General features: G+C 63.1%; 17 protein-coding genes. 5 read left to right on the forward strand and 12 right to left on the reverse strand.

Annotated elements, in window-relative coordinates; genetic code table 11:
* Positions 1-31: 31 nt before the first annotated feature.
* Positions 32-1,117 (forward strand): alkene reductase, encoded by a 1,086-nt coding sequence (locus D6C00_RS06010; protein WP_125180885.1) that lies wholly within the window; start codon positions 32-34, stop codon positions 1,115-1,117.
* Positions 1,118-1,219: 102 nt separating this feature from the next.
* Here the strand turns inward: D6C00_RS06010 and D6C00_RS06015 are convergent, their stop codons facing one another.
* The 10 genes from D6C00_RS06015 to D6C00_RS06060 all read right to left on the reverse strand — a co-directional run bounded on the left by D6C00_RS06015 (position 1,220) and on the right by D6C00_RS06060 (position 10,172).
* Positions 1,220-1,783: an NUDIX hydrolase gene (locus tag D6C00_RS06015; RefSeq protein WP_125180886.1), complete on the reverse strand. Its 564-nt coding sequence runs from the start codon at positions 1,781-1,783 to the stop codon at positions 1,220-1,222.
* A 14-nt stretch (positions 1,784-1,797) separates the two neighbouring features.
* Positions 1,798-2,415, reverse strand: a complete 618-nt coding sequence (locus D6C00_RS06020) for a BMC domain-containing protein (protein WP_125180887.1) — start codon at positions 2,413-2,415, stop codon at positions 1,798-1,800.
* A gap of 340 nt (positions 2,416-2,755) precedes the next feature.
* Entirely contained in the window at positions 2,756-3,877 is a 1,122-nt protein-coding gene (locus D6C00_RS06025; RefSeq protein WP_241546907.1) for a hypothetical protein, read from the reverse strand.
* Between the two features lie 302 nt (positions 3,878-4,179).
* Entirely contained in the window at positions 4,180-5,046 is an 867-nt protein-coding gene (locus tag D6C00_RS06030) for a glycine betaine ABC transporter substrate-binding protein (protein ID WP_399360298.1), read from the reverse strand.
* 14 nt (positions 5,047-5,060) lie between these two features.
* Positions 5,061-5,918, reverse strand: coding sequence for an ABC transporter permease (locus D6C00_RS06035; protein WP_125180889.1), 858 nt, complete (start codon positions 5,916-5,918; stop codon positions 5,061-5,063).
* On the reverse strand, positions 5,918-7,135 hold the full coding sequence (proV, locus tag D6C00_RS06040; RefSeq protein WP_125180890.1) for a glycine betaine/L-proline ABC transporter ATP-binding protein ProV: 1,218 nt from the start codon (positions 7,133-7,135) through the stop codon (positions 5,918-5,920). The genes D6C00_RS06035 and proV overlap by 1 nt, the downstream gene beginning before the upstream one ends.
* A 183-nt stretch (positions 7,136-7,318) precedes the next feature.
* A complete protein-coding gene (locus D6C00_RS06045) occupies positions 7,319-7,825 on the reverse strand; it encodes a DUF1499 domain-containing protein (protein WP_125180891.1) in 507 nt (168 codons plus the stop codon).
* A 6-nt stretch (positions 7,826-7,831) separates the two neighbouring features.
* Positions 7,832-8,395 carry a TlpA family protein disulfide reductase gene (locus D6C00_RS06050; protein ID WP_206609518.1) on the reverse strand — a complete coding sequence of 188 codons (564 nt, stop codon included), beginning with the start codon at positions 8,393-8,395 and terminating at the stop codon, positions 7,832-7,834.
* Positions 8,352-8,915, reverse strand: a complete 564-nt coding sequence (locus D6C00_RS06055; RefSeq protein ID WP_125180892.1) for a hypothetical protein — start codon at positions 8,913-8,915, stop codon at positions 8,352-8,354. The genes D6C00_RS06050 and D6C00_RS06055 overlap by 44 nt, the downstream gene beginning before the upstream one ends.
* Before the next feature lie 405 nt (positions 8,916-9,320).
* Positions 9,321-10,172: an ion transporter gene (locus D6C00_RS06060; protein WP_125180893.1), complete on the reverse strand. Its 852-nt coding sequence runs from the start codon at positions 10,170-10,172 to the stop codon at positions 9,321-9,323.
* Positions 10,173-10,369: 197 nt separating this feature from the next.
* Between D6C00_RS06060 and D6C00_RS06065 the strand changes: the two genes are divergently transcribed.
* Complete coding sequence (locus D6C00_RS06065) at positions 10,370-11,749, forward strand: HD-GYP domain-containing protein (RefSeq protein ID WP_125180894.1); 1,380 nt, start codon at positions 10,370-10,372, stop codon at positions 11,747-11,749.
* On the opposite strand, the gene D6C00_RS06070 is transcribed toward D6C00_RS06065, so the two are convergent.
* The gene (locus D6C00_RS06070) at positions 11,746-12,573 is read right to left on the reverse strand and encodes an amidohydrolase family protein (RefSeq protein ID WP_158675321.1); all 828 of its coding nucleotides are present in this window, start codon (positions 12,571-12,573) and stop codon (positions 11,746-11,748) included. The genes D6C00_RS06065 and D6C00_RS06070 overlap by 4 nt on opposite strands.
* 282 nt (positions 12,574-12,855) lie before the next feature.
* On the opposite strand from D6C00_RS06070, the gene D6C00_RS06075 reads away from it, so the two are divergent.
* Complete coding sequence (locus D6C00_RS06075; protein WP_125180896.1) at positions 12,856-13,485, forward strand: DUF2202 domain-containing protein; 630 nt, start codon at positions 12,856-12,858, stop codon at positions 13,483-13,485.
* Here D6C00_RS06075 and D6C00_RS06080 read toward each other — a convergent pair.
* On the reverse strand, positions 13,386-15,368 hold the full coding sequence (locus D6C00_RS06080; protein ID WP_125180897.1) for a S8 family serine peptidase: 1,983 nt from the start codon (positions 15,366-15,368) through the stop codon (positions 13,386-13,388). The two genes, D6C00_RS06075 and D6C00_RS06080, sit on opposite strands and share 100 nt — an antisense overlap.
* 437 nt (positions 15,369-15,805) lie before the next feature.
* Between D6C00_RS06080 and D6C00_RS06085 the strand changes: the two genes are divergently transcribed.
* Together D6C00_RS06085 and D6C00_RS06090 are read left to right on the forward strand one after the other, a co-directional pair.
* Positions 15,806-15,997, forward strand: a complete 192-nt coding sequence (locus D6C00_RS06085) for a hypothetical protein (protein WP_125180898.1) — start codon at positions 15,806-15,808, stop codon at positions 15,995-15,997.
* 276 nt (positions 15,998-16,273) lie between these two features.
* Entirely contained in the window at positions 16,274-17,071 is a 798-nt protein-coding gene (locus D6C00_RS06090; protein ID WP_125180899.1) for a transglutaminase-like domain-containing protein, read from the forward strand.
* Positions 17,072-20,397 lie beyond the last annotated feature (3,326 nt).

Below are 20,397 nucleotides of genomic sequence, written 5' to 3' on the forward strand. Positions count from 1 at the left end.
ATACTGACACAAGCGCAGACTGGAGTCCTTCATGCAGAGCAAACTGTTCTCACCCATCCGTATCGGTGAACTGGAACTGCCCAACCGCATCGTCATGGCGCCGCTGACCCGCAACCGCGCCGGCCCGGGCAACGTACCGAACGCGCTCAACGCCGAATACTACCGCCAGCGCGCCGGCGCCGGGCTGATCATCAGCGAGGCCAGCCAGGTCTCGCCGCAGGGCGTGGGCTACCCGGCCACGCCGGGCATCCACAATGAAGCGCAGGTGGCTGGCTGGAAGGGTGTGCTCAAGGCAGTGCACGGTGCGGGCGGGCGCATCTTCATCCAGCTCTGGCACGTGGGCCGCATCTCCCATTCCAGCCTGCAGCCCGACGGGGCGGCGCCGGTCGCGCCCTCGGCCGTCCGCCCCGAGGGCGAGGCCGTAACCTATGCAGGCATGAAACCGTTCGAGACGCCGCGCGCCCTGGAGACCGACGAGCTGCCGGGTATCGTGGAACAGTATCGCGATGCCGCCCGGCTGGCCCGCGAGGCCGGCTTCGACGGGGTGGAGATCCATGCCGCCAACGGCTACCTGCTGGACCAGTTCCTGCGTGACGGCAGCAACCGGCGCACGGACGACTACGGCGGCTCGGCGGCCAACCGCTACCGGCTGCTGGGGGAGGTTCTCGATGCGGTGCTGGAAAGCTGGCCCGCCGGCCGGGTGGGAGTACGGCTGTCACCCGAGAACAGCTTCAACGACATCCGCGACAGCGATCCGCAGACCACCTTCAATCACGTGGTCGGGCAGCTGGCCCCGCACGGCCTGGCCTATCTGCATGTCATCGAGGGCGACATGATGACCGGCGCCCGCGAGCTGGACTATGGCGCCTTCAAACAACGCTTCAATGGACCCTACATGGCCAACAACGGCTTCGACTTCAACCGCGCCAACCAGTGGCTGGACCAGGGTCGGGCCGATCTCATCGCCTTCGGCAAGCTGTACCTGGCCAACCCGGACCTGGTGGAACGCTTCCGCCGGGGCGCGCCGCTCAATGAGCCCGATCCCGACACCTTCTACGGCGGGGACACGCGGGGCTATACGGATTACCCGGCACTCGAGGAGAAGGTGCCTCTGTAGGATGGGTGGAGCGCAGCGCAACCCATCGGGCGTTCGTCGAATTGATGGGTTGCGGCACCAGCGCCTCCACCCATCCTAAGTTGCGCGACGACTGCGGTTGAATCAACCCGCCAGCGCGTTGCGCATCCGCCGGGTCTTCTCCAGCATGCGCCAGGTCGAGCGGTTGTTGTTGAAGCGGGTCACTTCGGGCAGGGCGGCCCAGAGGATGTCGTGGGATTCGTCATTGCCCGGAACGGGCAGGCTGTCGTCGATCTCGACCAGGAAACGGACATCGATGTGCTCGTGGCGCGGAGCATAGTCGACACTGTCGATGACGTGGATGTCCACATCGAACAGGGCCTCGCTGACCAGACGGATGTGCCCTGGATCCAGGCCGGTCTCCTCGTGGGTCTCGCGCAGGGCCACACGCAGGATGTCGGCATCGCCGTCGGCGTGACCGCCTGGCTGGAACCATTGGTCGTGCTTGCGGTGGTGCAGCAGCAGCACCCGCTGGCGGTCGGGGCTGACCACCCAGGCCGAGCCGGTCACGTGCGCCGGCAGCAACGAGCGCTCGAAGCAATCCGGATGCGCGGCGACGAAGTCCACGGCACGACGCACGTAGGCGGCCTCTTCCATGAAGGCGGTGCGGTATCGGGTCAGCAGATCGAGTAGTTGCCGGCGGTGCATGCCAATACCCCAGTTCACTCGGTCCAGGACGGGTTCTCGACCGCGGCCAGCGCGGCGGCGGCGGCCTCGTCCACGTCCGCCTCGCGCCCCGACAGGATCAGGCGGCCGAAGGCGCCGACGGCGCGCACATCGATCAGGGTGATGCTGGCCGCCTTCTCGGCCTGGTTGGCGGCATAGACGATATAGCCCGCCGGCTCGGTCTCCAGAATGAACATGCTCTGGTCGGGCAGGATCATGGAGCCGCGCCGGTCCTGACGGTTGATCAGCACCGTATGGTCCGGCGTCATGCCGCGGATGACCTCCTGCCAGGCCACCTGGCAGCGCTGCCGATCCTGCTGGCGCGCGCCCAGATGATTCAGGATCACCCGGCCGCTCTCGATCACGTCGCTCTGGTCGCGGTGGTGGATCACCATGGAGCCGTACTGACGCTCGACCACCTGCTGGGCCAGGCGCACCTGGGTGGCCTTGAGCGCCATATCGGTGAGCCGGTGCACGGCCATGCCCGGCGAGACCTCCACCCACAGCAGGGCCTCCCCCGGCACCGGCAGGAAACCCTGGGAGGCCGTGGCGATGTACTCGGCCAGCTGCGGCTGCAGCGAGTCGATATAGACGTAGGTTCTGAGCTTGATCATCCAACTGCCAGACGGCCGGGAATGGAGCAGATTCTACCGGCGGGCGACAGGGTAGCGGAAATACATAAGTCATTCGGGATTCATAGATCAGCATCTATGAAAAGACGGATATCGGGGTCACGCGCAAAATGGCGCAGGATGGGGTCGGTGAAGCATGGGACTTACTCAAGCCGTCATTGCGAGCGCAGCGTGGCAATCTCATACTGCAGAATCATTCGGTTGGAGATTGCCGCGTCACTTCGTTCCTCGCAATGACGGGTGTTATCTGGCTTAAGTAAGTGCCATTCGGGTCGGCGACAAATGATAATGATTGCGATTTGTCACCGACCCCATTTCAGGATTAGAAGTAATAGCCGAAGTTGATGTTGAAGCGGGTCTGCCACTGGTCATCGGCATTGGCCCCGAGGCGGTCGCCGAAGGCGGCGTCGCCGCCGATGAACTCGTTGCCGTTGGACATGGCCAGATCGGTGTAGATGTACCAGCCGCCCCGGCCCCAGGCCGCGCCCAGGATGAACAGTTCGCTGTCGTTGAAACCGCTCTGGTCCTTGACGATGACGCTGTACTCGGCGTAGGGGATGACATAGTCCAGCCAGTCGATCCCGGGCGTGGCCTGGTAGTAGCTGAGCGAGATACCGGGGATCCAGGCCTTGGCCGCGGCGGTGCTGGGGAAGTCATAAGCGCCGAACTGAACCAGGTCATCGGTACCCAGCGGCTGGGCGCTGTCCACGTCGAATTCGTACCAGGTCAGCTGACTGGCCAGGGTGAAGTTGTCCCACTTATTGACCATGTGCACCGAGGCGGCCATGCGGTCGCCGTCGTCCTGGGGCCCGGCGCTTTCCAGCTCGCCGTACTGCAGCGAGAAGCCCAGGTCGGTGGCGACAGCCACGTCCGGCACGCTGTAGATGCCGCGCAGGTTGAACTGGTTGCGCTCCTTGTAGCCGCTGCCGCTCTCGTTGACCACGTCGTAGGAGTAGCGGGCGCTCTTGTGCGTCGACCCCCGGTAGTCGCCCTCGTCGGAATAGTAATAGGCGACATCCCACGTCCAGTCGCCCATGGGCCGGGAGTACTTCACACCCAGGTCCATGTCATCCGACAGGCCGACATAGTAGTGTTGATCGAAGAACCAGCTCTGGGAGATGCCGTAGGGCCCGGGACCGAAGGGCACCCGGTTCACACCCGCCTGCACCTGGCTCTGATCCTCGAAGTTGTACCCCACCCAGCCGGTGTGCAGCATGTTGTAGCCGGGGTACCAGCGGTATTCCGCCTTGGCCTGCCAGGGGCCGCTGAGGTAATCGAGGTTGATGCGGAAGGTGTCGAGGGCGAAATCCCCCTTGTCCTCGGTGGCCCGGGTGGCACCGTTGCCCTCCGGGTAATCCCCCACGGCATAGTTGGCGCGGATAGCGCCGCCGATGGTGAGATTCCCGACCTTGATCTTGGCCGGTGCCGGGGTGATTTCGGACATTTCCGCTTCCACCCGTTTGGCCCGGGCCTCGGCCTCGGCCTGGGCCGCCTCGGCTTCAGCCAGATCCTGCTGCGCCTGTTCCAGCTCGCGTTGCAGCTCCTGTACCCGCCGCTCCAGCGCCTCGGTCTCGGCCGCACCGACAGCGGTAGTGAGAAGCCCCAGAACAACCACCAGTACACCGGCAAGCGGTGCCCTGCCCACAGCGATTCTTTTCATTGTCCCTTCCTCCCTGAGCCCGCCGGCGCCCTCACGCCGGCGGCGTGTGGTGTCACCCCGTCAACCCTCAGACAGGGGGCATGTCATCAGAGCTCGCCTGTGAGCCAGTAACGGATCCGCTCCGGGTTGTTGTCGATGTAGCGGGTCACGGCCTCCTCGTAGGAGCTTTCCTGGGCGTCGTACATGGCCGCCTGCAGGTCATCGATGGGCAGTTGCATGCGCGAGAAGAAGCCGGCCGCCTCGATGTCGTCCTGGTAGAAGCCCTTGCGTGCCACGGCATGCACGCGCTCGAAACTGCCCAGCACCCCCTTGGGGTCATCCAGATAGCGTAGATCGTACTTGCCGAACATCCAGTGCGGGCTCCAGCCGGTAACCACGATCCATTCGTTGCGGCGGATGGCACGGTCGAGCGCGGCGGTCATGCCGGCACCGCTGGAGATCTGCAGTTCGTAGTCCAGGCCGTAGTCCTCGATCGCCTGCTTGGACAGGCGGGTCAGTCCCGCACCGGGATCGATGCCGGTGATGGTGTCATCGAGCTTGTCCTTGACCTGTGCATTCTTCAGATCGGCGATGGAACTGACCTCGCTTTCCGGAATGTAGGCCGGCACCACCCAGCCCAGCCGGGCATGGGTGTAGAGCAGACCGAGATTGACCAGCTTGTTGCCCAGCTTCTCGATATAGTCGGCATGGGTGCCCGGCTGCCAGGACATCAGCATGATGTCGATGTCACCGGTCGACAGGCCCTGGTATTGGGGTGCGATGTCGGTCTGGATCAGTTCCACGTCATAGTCCAGCTCCTGCTCCAGGATGCGGGCAGCGAGCTTGGTGACGAATTCTGCATCCGACCAGGCCGTCCAGCCGATCCTGATGCTCTTTTCGGCCTGAACGACGCCGGTCAGGCCCAGCATCAGCATGGCGGCCAGCAGGTATCTGAGTGTTTTAATGAAATGCATGACGTCCTCCTTGTTTATCCTGTTCTACGTTTGCGTCCAAAACTCTGGGTGATGCGGTCCAGCAGAATCGCCAGCAGCACCACACCCAGTCCACCCTCGAAACCCAGCCCCACGTTCAGGCGCTGAATCCCGGTCAGCACCGTGTTGCCCAGTCCGCCGGCACCGATCATGGAGGCGATCACCACCATGGACAGGGCCAGCATGATGGTCTGGTTCACACCGGCCATGATCGAGGGCAGGGCCAACGGCAGCTGCACCTTGAGCAACAGCTGGTGGCGGGTACAACCAAAAGCCAGCCCTGCCTCGACGTGCTCGGCACTGACCTGGCGGATGCCGAGGTTGGTCAGTCGTACCGCCGGCGGCATGGCGAACACCAGGGTGGCGATCGCACCCGGCACCTTGCCCAGACCGAAGAAAATGGCTGCGGGAATGAGATAGACGAAGGGCGGCATGGTCTGCATGAAATCCAGCACCGGCCGCACCACGGCTTCCACAATGTCGCTGCGGGCCATGGCGATGCCGATTGGAATGCCGATCAGCAATGCCAGGGCGCTGGAGCCGATGACCAGCGCCAGGGTCGATATCGTCTCCTGCCAGATGTCCATGCCGAAGATCAGCAGCATGGACACCAACGCGAAGATGCCGAACTTCCAGCTCACCCGCCAGGCAGCCAGGGCCACGATCAGCAGCGCCAGCACCAGCGGCGGGATGGCGAGCAGGCCGTCCTCGAAGTTGTCGACCACGAACTTGATGGCCTCGGAAATTCCATCCAGCACGCCGGTGAAATTGGACTGGATCCAGTCGACCGCGTCACTGACCCATTCGCCGATGGGGATGTCGATATTGGTGATGAAATTGCCTTCGTCGGTCATCAGCCCGCTTTGTCCAGTGTCTGAAGCAGTATGGTCTTGTTCACGATACCCAGATAGCGTCCACCCTTGGCCAGCACCGGCACCGGGTGTTCACTCGCCGCCACCAGGCTCAGCACATCACTGAGGTCCATGTCCTCGGGTGCCGGCTCGATACCCTTGAGAAAGGCATCGTCCCAACGGGTCTCGCCCGGGCTGTCCAGGGCGCGGGCCAGACTGTGCTGGCTGACCATGCCGCGGTACTGGCCGGCAGCATCGATCACCACTGCCGTGTTGCGCTTGCGATCGCGCAGCTGCGCCAGGGCCGCACGCACATTGGTGCCGGGCCGTTCGAATACCATCAGGACGTCCTGTTCGGCGATCTCGGCGGCGGTGAAGACCTTGCTCACGTCCACGCCGTAGAAGAAGGATCTGACATACTCGTTGGCGGGATTGGTGACGATCTCCTCCGGGGTGCCGATCTGCACGATGGCCCCGCCATCCATGATGGCGATACGGTCGCCGATGCGGATGGCCTCGTCCAGGTCGTGGGAGATGAAGACGACGGTATGCGCCTCGCGCTGCTGCAGCCGCACCAGTTCGTCCTGCATCTCGGTGCGGATCAGCGGGTCCAGGGCGGAGAAGGCCTCGTCCATGAGCAGGATGGAGGCATCGGTGGCCAGGGCCCGCGCCAGGCCGACGCGCTGCTTCATGCCGCCGGACAGCTCGTCCGGGTAGCTGTCGCCATACTGCCCCAGCCCGACCGTTTCCAGCGCCTTCAGGGCACGCTTGCGCTGCTCGTCCCTGGAGACGCCGGCCACGTCCAGGCCGAAGGCGGCATTCTCGGCAACCGTCTTGTGCGGCAGCAGGGCAAACGACTGGAACACCATGCTCATGTGCTCGCGGCGCATGTGGATGAGTTCCTTCCTGCCCATGGCGGTGATGTCGCGCCCGTCCAGCAGCACCCGGCCGCGGGTGGGTTCGATCAGGCGATTGAGCAGGCGCACCAGGGTGGACTTGCCCGAACCGGACAGTCCCATGACAACGAACACCTCGCCATCGCGGATGGAGAAATCGGCGTTCTGGACACCGACGGTGGTCCTGGTGCGCTCGAAGATCTCATCCTTGGACAACCCCTGCTCGAGCAGGCGCAGGGCCTCATCGGGGTCGGGACCGAAGATCTTGTAGAGATTCTCGACGACGAGTTTGTCTTTTCCGTCGCCGTTCCCATTGACAGGCATTGGACTGGCTCCGGATGAGTCCCACTGCCGACCTGCGCGCATAAAGCAACGACACAGCCGCTTCGTGCTGCACGATTACCGGTTAGCAGAATCGGGCGGGGGCACACCCTTCGTGAATTACTTTCCCTGCCTAGAACCTAGACGCTGTATCCATGAAAGTCAATTGACGGCGCCTACAACCCGTTACTTTCCTGTCACATTCTGGTTATTGACAAGTTCGTTCATGACTGTCCGCTGCCAGTGCCGGCGCAGGGCCTCGACCCGGCTGCGGTTGGCGCCCAGGTCGCCGCGACCGACCCGGGAGGCGGACCGGACATGCACCAGGCGCTCCTGAGTATCCAGGCGCAGTTGCAGGTCATCCACGAAGCCTAATATACGCGAACGGAAGATGGCGGCGAGGTAGTCGTCTTCCATCCCTTTCACCTCACCGCCAAGCTCGCGGACCTGTGCTCCGAGCTGATTCAATGCCGCGTCAGCCGGCATGTCCTGCGGCAGCTCCAGGGGTTCGATATAGTGGGCGGCATCATCCGGATATTCACTGCTCACGCAGTTGGGACTGGCGGGACAGGACGGCAACCGGACGTCGGCGCGCTCGGGCGGTGCCAGCGAGCGGCTGTGGATGGCAAGCACGAACAGAGCGGCGATAGCGAGCAGAACCAGCGCGGACAGAACCAGCAACGCCGCCTTCATCTCGCCTCACTCCTCGATCAACCGCTCAATCAGCGCCCGCACCTCGGGATGGTTGAAATTACGCCCGCCGACGGCGCGATAGACCACCCGCCCCTGCTTGTCGACCAGCACCGTGGTGGGAAGACCCTTGACGCCATAGGCGTCGGCCACGCTGCTGTCGCGGTCGAACAGCACGGGAAAGCTGGGATAGACATCCAGTTGCCCCATGTAGGGAAAGACCTGATCGGGCGTCTCCCACTGGTTGACCGCCAGCACCTGGAAGCCTTTCCCGCCCAGCGCCTGGTAGATCTCTTCCATCGAGGGCATTTCCTCGCGGCAGGGTGGGCACCAGGTGGCCCAGAAATTGACCATCACCACCTGGCCACGCAGGTCCGACAGGCTGTGGGTCTCGCCGTCCATGTCCTCCAGCGTGAAGTCGGGTGCCGGCACCGGCTCGGGCAGCCGGGTCAGGTCATGCCCCAGCCCGGCCGGGGCCGGCAGAGGAAACACCAGCAGGGCCAGAATCAGGACCAGCAGGGGCAGGCCCTCAGGAATCGGATTCCGGTACGCCTTCAGGGGCACAGTGGACATTCTCGAGTCTGGCTTCATGCAGTTCGCCTCCCTGGGTCCAGGAGTAGTGGAGATCGAAACGGGTGCCCGGCGGCAGGGCCACGGTGGTGAAACCCTGGCCCCAGTCGCCGGGCTGATAGGTCTGTTCCTCGTGCAGCAGCACCCAGCGGAATGCCAGGTCCCGGCCCTGCCATTCCTGCAGCCATTCGGTCTTGGTCTTGACCCGGTGGGTTCTGCCGTCCGGCGTCACATAGCGCCACTGACGTAGGTCATAGTGCAGGGACGCATCGCCGGTATTGCGCAGAATGGTGCCGAAGGCACAGTAGTCGCGGGTGGACTCGACGATGTCCGGCGGCAGACCGCGGGCGGAGAAGACCGCGGCCACATAGTCGCGGTTCAGCGGCAGCAGCTGCAACGACATCCCCGGATGCTCGACCTGCACGGTCTCGATGCCCGAAGCAGGATCGAATTCGCGCTCCACCTCGGCGGCCAGCGTCGTCAGCGGCAGCAACAGCCAGAGTATTGGAAGATACTGCTTCATTTTTCACTACCTTACTAATGAGAACGTAAGTTAGACGACACTCAGCCGTTGTGTGCTCACGTAGGCCAAGGCAGCGAAGCGCCGCTGTAGCACTCCTACAGCAAGCTTCAATAACGCAGGCCTACGTGAGCACACAACGGCCTGTCCTTTGCAAAATCAGATTGTTAGGGGCTTCAAGCCGCGTCCGCCTCGGCGTTGCGGTGCTTGGCAAGGGCTGGGCCATTCCCGGCGCACCGCGCCTTGATGCAGACGCGGCTTGAAGCCCTGAGTGTCGTCTAACTTACGTTCTCATTAGTATAATCCGGTTCTGCATCAGGAGAGCGCCATGGCGCGTCCGCCCATGGAACCCCCTCCATAAGCACCCTACCCTTCGGGTCCGGGCATCGCAAGGACCGGACCATGCAGTCACGCCCCGCCCCGGTCCAGCGCCGCGCGCAGCGCCCGGATCTCCTCGCGCAGGCTGCGGATCTCGTCCTCGATGGCCCCGCCCTCGGTTTCGATGCGCTGCTCTATGAGGCTGCGGTCCCGCGTGTGCTCGGCCTCGTGCATGGTCTGCATGGTATCGACGATGATGCCGATGAACAGGTTCAGCATGGTGAAGGTGGCGATCAGGATGAAGGGAACGAAGAACAGCCAGGCATGGGGGTGGGTTTCCATCACCGGCCGCACGATACCCATGGACCAGCTCTCCAGGGTCATGATCTGGAACAGGGTATACATGGAGGCGCCGATGGAGCCGAACCACTCGGGGAACTGCTCACCGAACAGGCCCGTCGCCATCACCGCGAACACGTAGAACAGCAGCAGCATCAGCCCGGCGATGGAGGCGATGCCGGGCACCGCGTGCAGCAGCGCCTCGACGATGAAGCGCAGCTTGGGCACCATGGAGATCAGGCGCAGCACACGCAGCACACGCAGGGCACGCAACACGGCCAGCGGCCCGCTGGCGGGGATGAGCGCGATCCCCACCACGATGAAATCGAACACATTCCAGGCAATACTGAAAAACCGCAGCCGGTAGGCGAACAGCTTGATGGCGATCTCGATCACGAACACGCCCAGAATCAGACTGTCCGTCAGTTTCAGCACCGTACCGAAACGTTCCATCACCGTCGGGGAGGTTTCCAACCCCAGGATGACGGCGTTGATGACGATCAGAAGGACAATGGCGTGCTGCACACGGGTGGACTCGATCCAGCGTCCGGCACGCGCGCGCAGCGAGGCCGGGTCCAGGTCGCGAAGAATGACTTCAACCATAATTCAGGAAAACACGTCAGAGGGTTAACAGGATAGTCAGGCACCGGCGGCGGCCGTCCGGGCCGGTCGCAGGATATCATGGTCGCCTGCGCCGGACACCGCCGGTCGGCGGCAATCCAGTATCCGTAGCAATTCCGGGGAAATCAGCGCCGACGAGAGGCCGCCAACCTGACCGAGCCCAGCCACCGGTAAGCCCCATGCAGACCGCCGAGCGCCCCGTCGACACCGCCTCCGTCACCCGCCTGCAGTTGTCCGAGGTGATCGCCGCCCTGACATACGCCCTGGACCTGACCGAGGGCCAGCCGCCGGGCCACAGTATCCGCTGCTGCTGGATCGGCTCGCACATCGGCCGCCAGCTCGGCCTGGACGCGGACGCCCTCTGGGAGCTGTACTATACCCTGCTGCTCAAGGATGCCGGCTGCAGCAGCAATGCCGCCCGCCTGTGCGAACTCTACGGCAGTGACGACCGCAGCACCAAGCGCGATTTCAAATGGGTGGATACCGACAAGTTCACCGACGTGGTGCGTTTCGTCCTCAGCCACACCGGCGTGGGCAAGGACCTGGCCGACCGCTTCCGGCGCTTCATCCATCTGGCCCGGGCCGGCGAACGGCTTGCCACCGAGCTGATCCAGACCCGCTGCGAGCGCGGCGCCGACATCGCCCGCCAGCTCGGTTTCGGCGAGGCCGTGGCCGTCGGCATCTACTCCCTGGACGAACACTGGAACGGACGCGGCAAGCCGCACGGCCTGACCGGCAACGCAATCCCGCTCAATGCACAGATCGCTCTGCTGGCCCAGGTGATCGATGTATTTCACCACATCGGCGGCCGGGTTCACGCCCTGGGCGAGATCCGCTGCCGGCGCGGCAGCTGGTTCGACCCGCGCCTGATCGATGCCGCCCACGCCCTGGAGGCGGACGACGACTTCTGGGCCGGTCTCGGCGCGGCCGACATCGAACAGTGCGTGTACAGACTTGAACCCCGCGGCCGCAGCCTGCTGGTCGATGACGACACCCTGGATGCCATCGCCGCGGCCTTCGGCCAGGTGGTCGACTCCAAAAGCCCCTACACGGCCGGACACAGCGAGCGGGTCGCGCTCTACACCGACCTGATCGCCGAACGCCTGGGACTGGACGCCGGCCGGCGGCGTTGGCTCAAGCGCGGCGCCCTGCTGCACGATCTGGGCAAGCTCGGGGTAAGCAATTCCATCCTGGACAAGGCGGGGTCGCTGGATGAGGAGGAATGGGCGCAGATCCGGAAGCACCCCGTCTACACCGAGCAGATCCTGGCCCGCATCACCCCCTTCGACGAGCTGGCGGTGGTCAGCGGCGCCCATCACGAACGCCTGGACGGCAAGGGCTACCCCAGGGCCATTCCGGCCGGCGAAATCGCGCTGGAGACCCGCATCATCACCGTCTCGGACATCTTCGATGCCATCACCGCTGCGCGCCCCTACCGCGGACCGATCCCGGTGCCCGAGGCGCTGGAGATCATGGGGCGGATGGTCGGCAACGCACTCGACCAGGACTGCTATGCCGCCCTGGTCGAGTGCGTGAAAGACTCACGGATACGGCCCTAGTGTCCTGAGTTCAGAGGTTCAAACAGCCGCGCGGCGTTGCCCCGAGCCAGACGCTCCAACACCTCCGGCGGCAACTGCGCCAGCCACTGGCGGATGCCGGCGACAACGCGGTCGTAATCCTGCCAGCGCGCCAGGCTGAAGGTATCCACGCCCAGCAGAAAACGGTCGGGATACTCGACCAGCAGCCGGTACCAGTCCGGGGCCAGCTCACCCTCCGGCGCGATGCGGCCGTCACGCACCGACAGATCCACATGCAGCCGCGGATAGCGCTCAAGATAATCGGCCAACAGGTCCGGGTACGGATAAGTGCCGGCATGGGCCCAGATCAGGGTCACACCGGGTACGGTCTCATACAGGGTATCCACCACCGCCGGATCGGCATGCAGCAGCAGCGGCAGCTCATGCGCGACCGCCAGCTCGGCCAGGCGCCGCAGCACCGGGCTGCGGCGGTCGGCGGCAAAGATGTGCAGCTCGCCGATACCGCGCCAGGGTCCGGACTTCAGTTGCCGTTCGACCCGGCCCGGCAGCTCCGCATCGGCGTACCAGTCCGTCCTGTCAGCAGGTTTTCGGTATACGCCCAGCAGGGGGAGGATGCGCTGCGGATCAGCCTCATGCAGCACCCTGACCTGCCGGGGTGGAATACCGGTCACCAACGCATGACTGATCCGGTTGCGTTCCAGCAGATCGACGACCTCCCCGGGCGGGAAGGCCCGGGCATATGCCGCATCGTAATGCAGATGCGTATCGACCAGCTGCTGGGCCGCCGACAACGCAGGCGCCAAGAGGAGAACGGGCAGGCTGATCAGGCGCACAGACATAAGCATGAGGATAGCAGACCGACACACACATGTGCCCGACTTCACAAAAACGGCAACTGACATCAGCGGCTTCCGCCGTCGCCAGCATCACTCCGCATCCGGAAACGTGTCGCTAAACCAATGATTCCCCGATATGCCGCAGCCCTGCTGTCAGCCTTTGTCACCCTCATCAACCGCTTCCTCCCTCTGTTGCGCTACATACTGTTGCCGCGCAAGTCGAGTTAGTATGCAGGCTCTTCTGCAATCGACCTGCCTCAGGTCACGCACCCACTACTAGAGGACTGAAGTATGAAAAGCTCCCATTTCACCGCAGGAATCCTTGCCGCCCTCTCGCTTTCCCTCACCCCACCGGCATTTTCCGATGAACCGCTCACCGGCCTGAGCGTCGTTGAAGCAGAGGATCTGACCTACATGCGCGAAGAGGAAAAACTCGCGCGCGACGTCTACCTGACCATGGACGAATACTGGCACAACCGCATATTCGTCAATATCGCCGAGTCGGAACAGACCCATGCCGAAGCCATCCAGATGCTGCTGGACAAATACGGCCTGGTGGACCCGGCCCTTGATGCGATCGGTTACTTCACCAACAGCGAACTCCAGGCCCTGTACGATGCACTGGTCACCCGCGGCATGGCCTCGGAACTCGAGGCCCTGCATGTAGGCGGGCTCATCGAAGAGGTCGACATGCGGGATATCCAGGAAGCCATTGAAAGGGCGGATCATGAGGACATCATCAACGTGTATGAAAGCCTGTTGTGCGGTTCACGCAACCACCTGCGGTCCTTCGTGGATGCCATCGAGCGGCAGGGCATCAACTATGAAGCCCAGCACCTGACCCAGGACGAGGTCGACGCCATCGTGGCATCACCGATGGAGCGTTGCGGGGGCAACGGCCGGAAACGGGCAGCCGGATAAACCCGCATCCTGTTCACACAAAAACACCCCGCCGGCTCACTACCGGCGGGACGCTCGCAGCAGTCACCGCTGCCGGCTATTTGTTTACCTTTGCCGTTCCCGCCTCCATTACCACCGTCATCACCACCCGATGCCACCTCGACAGTCACGCTGTCCGTGCTGGAATTGGCACTGCTGTCAATGGCCGTCGCCTGTATCGTGTGCAGACCCTGGCCTGCCTTGCGGGTGTTCCAGTTGCATTTGAGCGGCGAGGTATTGCTCATACAGGCAACACTGCCGTCGATGGCAATGCTGATCCGGCTGAGCGCCTTGTTGTCGGATGCCCGCACCTGGATCTTCACCATCCCACTGACCCGGCTGCCGTCTGCCGGCTCCAGTATCTCGACCACGGGATTCATGCTGTCACCCGGGTCACCCGTTGCCGAATTATTGCTGACATCGACTTCGATCCCGTGCTTGCCGATATTGCCGGCCATGTCGTGCGCACGCGCCACAAGTGTGGCCGCACCGTCGCTGACCGTGGTGCTGTCCCAGCTGAAACCATACGGTGCTGTGCTGTCCGTCCCGACCACCGCCCCGTTGACGAGCAACTCGACCCGGTCGACACCGCCGTCATCACTGGCGTCGATATCAACCGCCACCTGCCCGGAGACCATGGAACCGTCTGCCGGGGAGGCAAACACGACACTCGGCGGGGTGGAATCGTCCACGACCCCGTCCATGGCTGCCTGAACCGCCGCCGCTGCATCGACCCGGCCATGGCCGTAGAAAACATCATAGCCGGCCTCACCCAGGTCGACCGCGCTGGCCTTCAGCGCGGATTCCAACCCACCAGGGTTCAGTCCCGGATTGGCGGTTTTCATCAGGGCCAGGATGCCGGCGGTCAGGGGGCTGGAAAAGGAGGTTCCCGACACCTTCGCGTAGCCGCCATCGTGGCTGGTGGAATAGATGCCCGCTCCCGGAGCAGCAACATCCACATAAGCACCGTAACTGGACCAGCTCGTGATACTGTCCGAGACATTGGTCGCCGAGACACTGATGATGTAAGGACTGTCTTCGTAGTTCTGCTCGGCACCACTGTTGCCGGCCGCCGCCACCACGAGGCCACCGCGATCACGCATGTATTTGGCTGCATTATTGATCGTCGAACTGGAACTGACGTTGTAACTTATATTTGCTATGTCCGCACCCTGATCGGCGGCCCAGATCAGGCCATTGGCGATATCGCTGAGATAGGCGGCACCGTCACCGGAGTTCGTCACCCGTACCGGCAGGATCATTGCGTTCCAGGCTACCGAGGTCACACCCGTGGCGTTGTTGCTCAGTGCGCCGATAACGCCCGCCACCCTGGTTCCGTGGCCGTTGACATCCGAGTAATCGCCACTGCTGTCGGCACTGTTCCAGCCGCTCAGGACCTTTCCTTTCAGATCCTCGTGAGCGGCATTGATGCCGGTGTCCAGCACCGCAACGCTCATGCCATTGCCGAAGCTGTGATCCCATGCCAGGGGAGCGCCAACGGCATCCAGATGCCAGGCATCGGAATAGTAGGTGTCATCGGCCACTGTCGTGGCCAGTTCCAGTGGCCGGTCGACCTCGACGAACTGGATGTGGGGATTGTGCGTCAGCGCCGTTTTGACGCGTTCGAGCGCATGCTCAGGGACCCGGGCCACGGCCACACCGATGCCGTTCAAGACTCGCTCCACATCGGCCGACTGCGCCCTGAGCAGCCGATGCAGGGTGGCGGGTGGCGTCCCGATCCGGGGCTGCACCAGCAGCCGCTCGAAGCCCGGTTCCGGCGCAGCGGCCTGGGCGGTGTGGGAGAGGACAATAAAAAGCGACCCGGAGAGGATCGCGCGGATGGAATGACTCAGAAGGGGTTTCATTATGCAGAAGGGCTCCGTAGCGTGTGTTGCATTGCAGTAACGAGGGCATCGACCGCGCCGGCAATTACTGAGTGAAACTGTTCGCAAAACAGCAATGCAAACAGGGAGCCAATTCTGCAAATTGCGAAGTAATTACGGTGTCAACTTCTCCTGGCTTTGTATTGTTTTTTCAAACCGCTGAAATCCCGCGCAATCCCGTTACACGCAGACACCTGCCTTCAGACGGCTCCGCGCCACTGTCGCCCACAGGAGACAACGCAGCCCCTCCGGAGCTGACACATCAGAGCCGGATTCCTGGCGGTGGCCTGAAACACGTCAGGAAGAATTCAACCCTGCATGCTGCATGCGCTTGACCCGACCGGCACCGGAGAACCGCTGACACCGGGTACTCGGCGACTATACTTCCTGTAACGGGCACAACCCGGAGGAGAGCCGCCATGGAACAAACACTGTCACAGCACCAGTTCGACGAATACGGACTGCTCATGCATCCGGAGGACTGGTCGCGCGAGCTCGCCGCCGAGCTGGCACAGGAAGAGTCCTCCCGCAGCTCACGACCCGTGCATTGGCCTTCATCATCCTTGCTCGCCTATTATGAGAAGTCCAGGTGCCGCGCCCGGCGGCCCTGATCTGCCACGCCCTGGATCGGATGAGTGGGTGCTGCCACGATCTGTTCCACAACTGTCCTGGCCGCCTGGCGCATTCGCCGGCTGCCCAGACCCTGCGAGGGAGGCCAAGTTCCTAATGTCGGCCGGAGAGTTACCCAATGAGAACACCAGGGCCGGCAGAGCCGCTTCCCGAAAACCGGTTGATCCCGCTGGCGCGCTGTTGTCTACGCCCTTGGCGTGCTAACTTCGCCGGCACGGGCCGCTCCGGCCCGGCCGGTACGAGGGGAAGCCTGCCCGATGTGGATGCAAACAACCTGCAATCTCGAATTTCAGCTGGATGACCCCACGCCTCTGATCCTCATGCTGCGCGCCCGCAGCAGTGCCCGGCAATGGATCGCGCGCGAAAGCTACACCCTGGCGCCCAACGTGCCGGTGCAGGAGTACACGGACATCTTCGGTAATCTTTGCCAGCGTCTGATCGCGCCGGCCGGAGAATTCCATGTGCGCACCTCGGCCGACGTGATCACCCGGGACAGCACGGAACAGGCCCCTGGCGGCGGCTTCGTCGAGATCCCGGACCTGCCGGACACGACCCTGATGTACCTGCTACCCAGTCGTTACTGCGAATCCGACCGCTTCGGCAACATGGCACGGGAGATCGTCGAAGGCCTGCCGCTGGGTTACGATCAGGTGGCCCGCATCACCGACTGGATCCGCAGCAACATCCGTTACGCACCGGGTACCAGCGCATTTCCGATCTCCGCGGTGGAAGTGAATCTTCAGGGCGAGGGGGTATGCCGCGACCTGTCCCATCTGGGCGTGGCCCTGTGCCGGGCCCTGAGCATCCCGGCCCGGCTGGTGGTCGGCTATCTGCACGGGCTCGAGCCGATGGACATGCACAGCTGGTTCGAGGCCTATGTGGCCGATCACTGGTACACATTCGACCCCAGCACAAACACCCCTCACGGAGGGCGCCTGGCCGTGGCCTATGGGCGGGATGCCGCCGACGTGGCCATCTATACCCAGTTCGGCCCGCCGGCCAGGTTCAGTGACATGGAGGTCCGGGTGGAGCTGCTGGACGCCCCCCCGGGTTGAGACCAGGCCCGGGGCCGGCTAATTCGGACTGCGCAAGCAGTTGTAAGCCGATCTCGTAGGGCATCGCGGCAAAGTACTCAGCAGACGGCTGAACTTCGTCCTTGAAGCCGCAGCGGCTGGGAACATTCAGGCGGCCTCGAGAGGATCCCAGAAAGTTCAGGATCGCGAGAATGCTCCTCCTATCTTGCTGGGACCGGTTCACGCTTGGCCTCCTCGTAGACGAAACCGGAGGACTGGGAGAACAGGGCCACCGTGGAAGTTCCGGTAGGTCTCCTTGTGACCGAATTCGCAATCTCACCGAGCGCAAAGCTCACAGATTCGACGTGTAGTCGGGTGTGTGAGCTTGAACCCAAGTGGAGAGACATCACGGTGAAAGGCCCAGATAGTGAGTGCATACAAAACGCGTTCCGTCACCTGATTGAGATTTGTGGTAATACGATGAACTAACAGCCGGGGTAACGGCGTCAAACCACATCCGCCGGGGGTATTTGCGCGTCTGCGCCTGTGCTGACTGCGCAGCAAACCCACAAAGCACGGCCACCGTCAGACTAGCACGCAAGACGGGACACGCGGAGGGGATCCAGCGCATTAGCCTGCCCACCCGCTGCTTCATGGTTTGTTGCATGCAAATATGCCATATAAAACTTCGATAGGCCTCACTAGGCGGCGCATATCGCGTCAATAGCCATAACATTCGGTTTGATCTGAGTACCCACTCTTGCCATACAGCGGTCACCCATTGACCCAGGATCACGGCCCGGTCTACGCGGCAATGCACAGATTGAAACGCTGCGCCGTCCCCCTCGCTCAACCCGCCCTTGGCCCTCCGCAGCTCGAAGCGTACGCTGGGCGCGAACAGCTACGGGATGACTGGGTCGTTCGCATCGAGCATCTAAACACCCGCGGCCCATCCCCGCCCCTGTGGCGGGCCTGGGGGGCAGGCGCAGTACCCTCCGCCAGGGCGCCGAGGCGGTTGATCGCCCGGGTATCTCGGCTGTAATGCCGAGCATCCCGATCACTCGATCCGCCTTGCGCAGAGAAGCTGCATTCCGCCGGGCCCGGCTGGGTACTGGGTCTTACCCGGGCAGCACATCCTGAAATTTCCCGATAGGCGGCTCGAAAATGCTCGCTTGTCCGGCCCTGGGCCCGGTCAGTCTAACGTGTTCTGCAGCCTGAACGAAGGACACGCTCATGAAGGATGAAACCCTGGAACCTTCCACACGCCGCACAGTTCGCCTCGGCCCCCGGCAGGGCACGGCTAAGGCGGCAGCCACCGAGGCCATCGCCGCGGCGCGGAACTCATAGCCCAAGGTCGGGGTTACCGCCTTGATGCGCGCGGCGAAACGCCCGCGCCGCCATGTCCAGGCTTCGGCAAGATGGCAATTACCACCGGAAACAGCGTGATCCGGGCGATTATTGCAGGGACTGACGCTGGTGGCGGCCGTGTCGAGCCTGGTTGTTTAGAGCAGCCGCCAGCCGTCCTGTTACGGCAGTGTGTTCTTGGCAGCACCAGGGCGCATCCGCGCCGCCCTCCGGGGAACAAATATGCTCCTCGACCAGATGCACAGCCCAGCGCGCCCTGTTTCACGCCCGTTGAGCAGCACGACACGCAGGAATGGGCGGACGGCCACGTGAGGATACCGGACCAGCTCGCCAGCACGGCCTCACGGCCGATCACGTGCGGGTGCGCCCGGGGGGGGAGGATTTGCATCCACGCCTCCGTGGCCCAAGACGTCGGCCATGGCCACGGAGGTCACAGTAGCAACTGCCTGATAGAACGCCTGTTACGCCGACTCGGGTGGACAGTCTTGCAGCCCGGTCTTTCCCATGCACTAATTGTAGTCTGGATGCAAGCAGTGGCCGTCATCAATCCCGGAACGCGACGCACCACTAAATCCCCTAGGAGCAGTTGACGCGACGACTCCAATCCGAGGAACAAGGACTGATATCGGCCGTCAGCCCGGCCGGGTAGATCACGGGCTCCAGATAGTGCTCGACCAAGCCATGATAGACCGTCCCGCCAGCCAGAGCAGAGCACGCAATTGATATTCTCCAGCGGCGTGGCGACAGATCCAGCCGAAGAGAAACGAAAACTCGATCAGCGCGCCCCAGACCGCCGCCCGTTTATGTGCAGGTACCTGGACCCACGGCATCTGAAAAACAGCAGCGCTTCCCAGGCACCACGACGCAATGAACACCAGGGCAGCACGAGCACGGCTCGGCGAAAACAGGCATCGACCATTGACTGTCCCCCGGAACGTCGGTCGCGACGCCTCTAGCGAATTACACCCAGATAGCCTATGCCTCATCGGCCGGGCAGACGGTCTGTTGAACAGTAGCCCTGCATCAGGCTGCCGCCGAAGCCCGCTCAGGAAGGGCGCGCTGCTCCTCCGTCTCACGCATTCGGCGATAAGCCGCAGCAGGCCGCCAAACCTGCCCCATGGCGGACGATGGCGCGGGCGATGGCGGTATTATCCGGATCGCCCGGGATATCCCGCACGAGTCACGCTCTCTCTTTCAGGTCGTGAATGGAAACTTGCTCAGATAATCAACGAGGAGGAATAGGTCCGGTGCCCGAAATCATTCCAGCGCGATGCTGAATCACGCCGGTTAGCTGCTGCAGGGTATATGCGCTGTCGAGCAACGTCCTGCATCCGACCTCGGTGATCTCCAGTTCTATGGCTTGGGCGGCAGCCATGCTCGTCCAGCAGCCGTTCGAGCTAATCTGCAGCCCGCTGAGCTCGAACTGATGACTCGACAGAATTGACGGCCATGGTTCAGCCCGCTCCACCCCTGCCGGCCCGGCCAGCGGCGGCTTGACGGAGCGCGGCTGCAACACCCATTCACCGACCTCGACCGATCATCCCGGTCTCCTCCAGGAGCCGATGAAATCGGCCGGGTACACCATCACCGCTGCGGATGCTGCCGCGGCTCAGCGCCTCGACACCGCAGGGGCCGGCCGGCCGCTGGCGATATCACTGCGGCTGGTAGCTTTAGAACAACACGAATTCACCCTGGTAATGGCCTGCTGAGTTCGTTTCTCAGTAACAGAAGTTTTCGGCATGCGCCGGCACGATTTCTCGGCGTAAGAATCATAGTATTGCCGCCCACTTCCTTGGCCACGGTAAATCGCGGCATTCGGGGTGGGCAGGAGACGTGGGCGGCATCCTCGCCATCATAGGGAAAAAGGAGATCCAAGAACAGCGGCCAACGTTTGAGTACTGTCCGCGATCCATGAAGGGCTGATTGAGCGCTTCCCTAACGCGTTACGCAAGGCTGCTTGACCCCTCGGACACATTATCAACGTCGTCACGCCACGACTGGAC

It is taken from the genome of Thiohalobacter thiocyanaticus (assembly GCF_003932505.1).
GTDB lineage: Bacteria > Pseudomonadota > Gammaproteobacteria > Thiohalobacterales > Thiohalobacteraceae > Thiohalobacter > Thiohalobacter thiocyanaticus.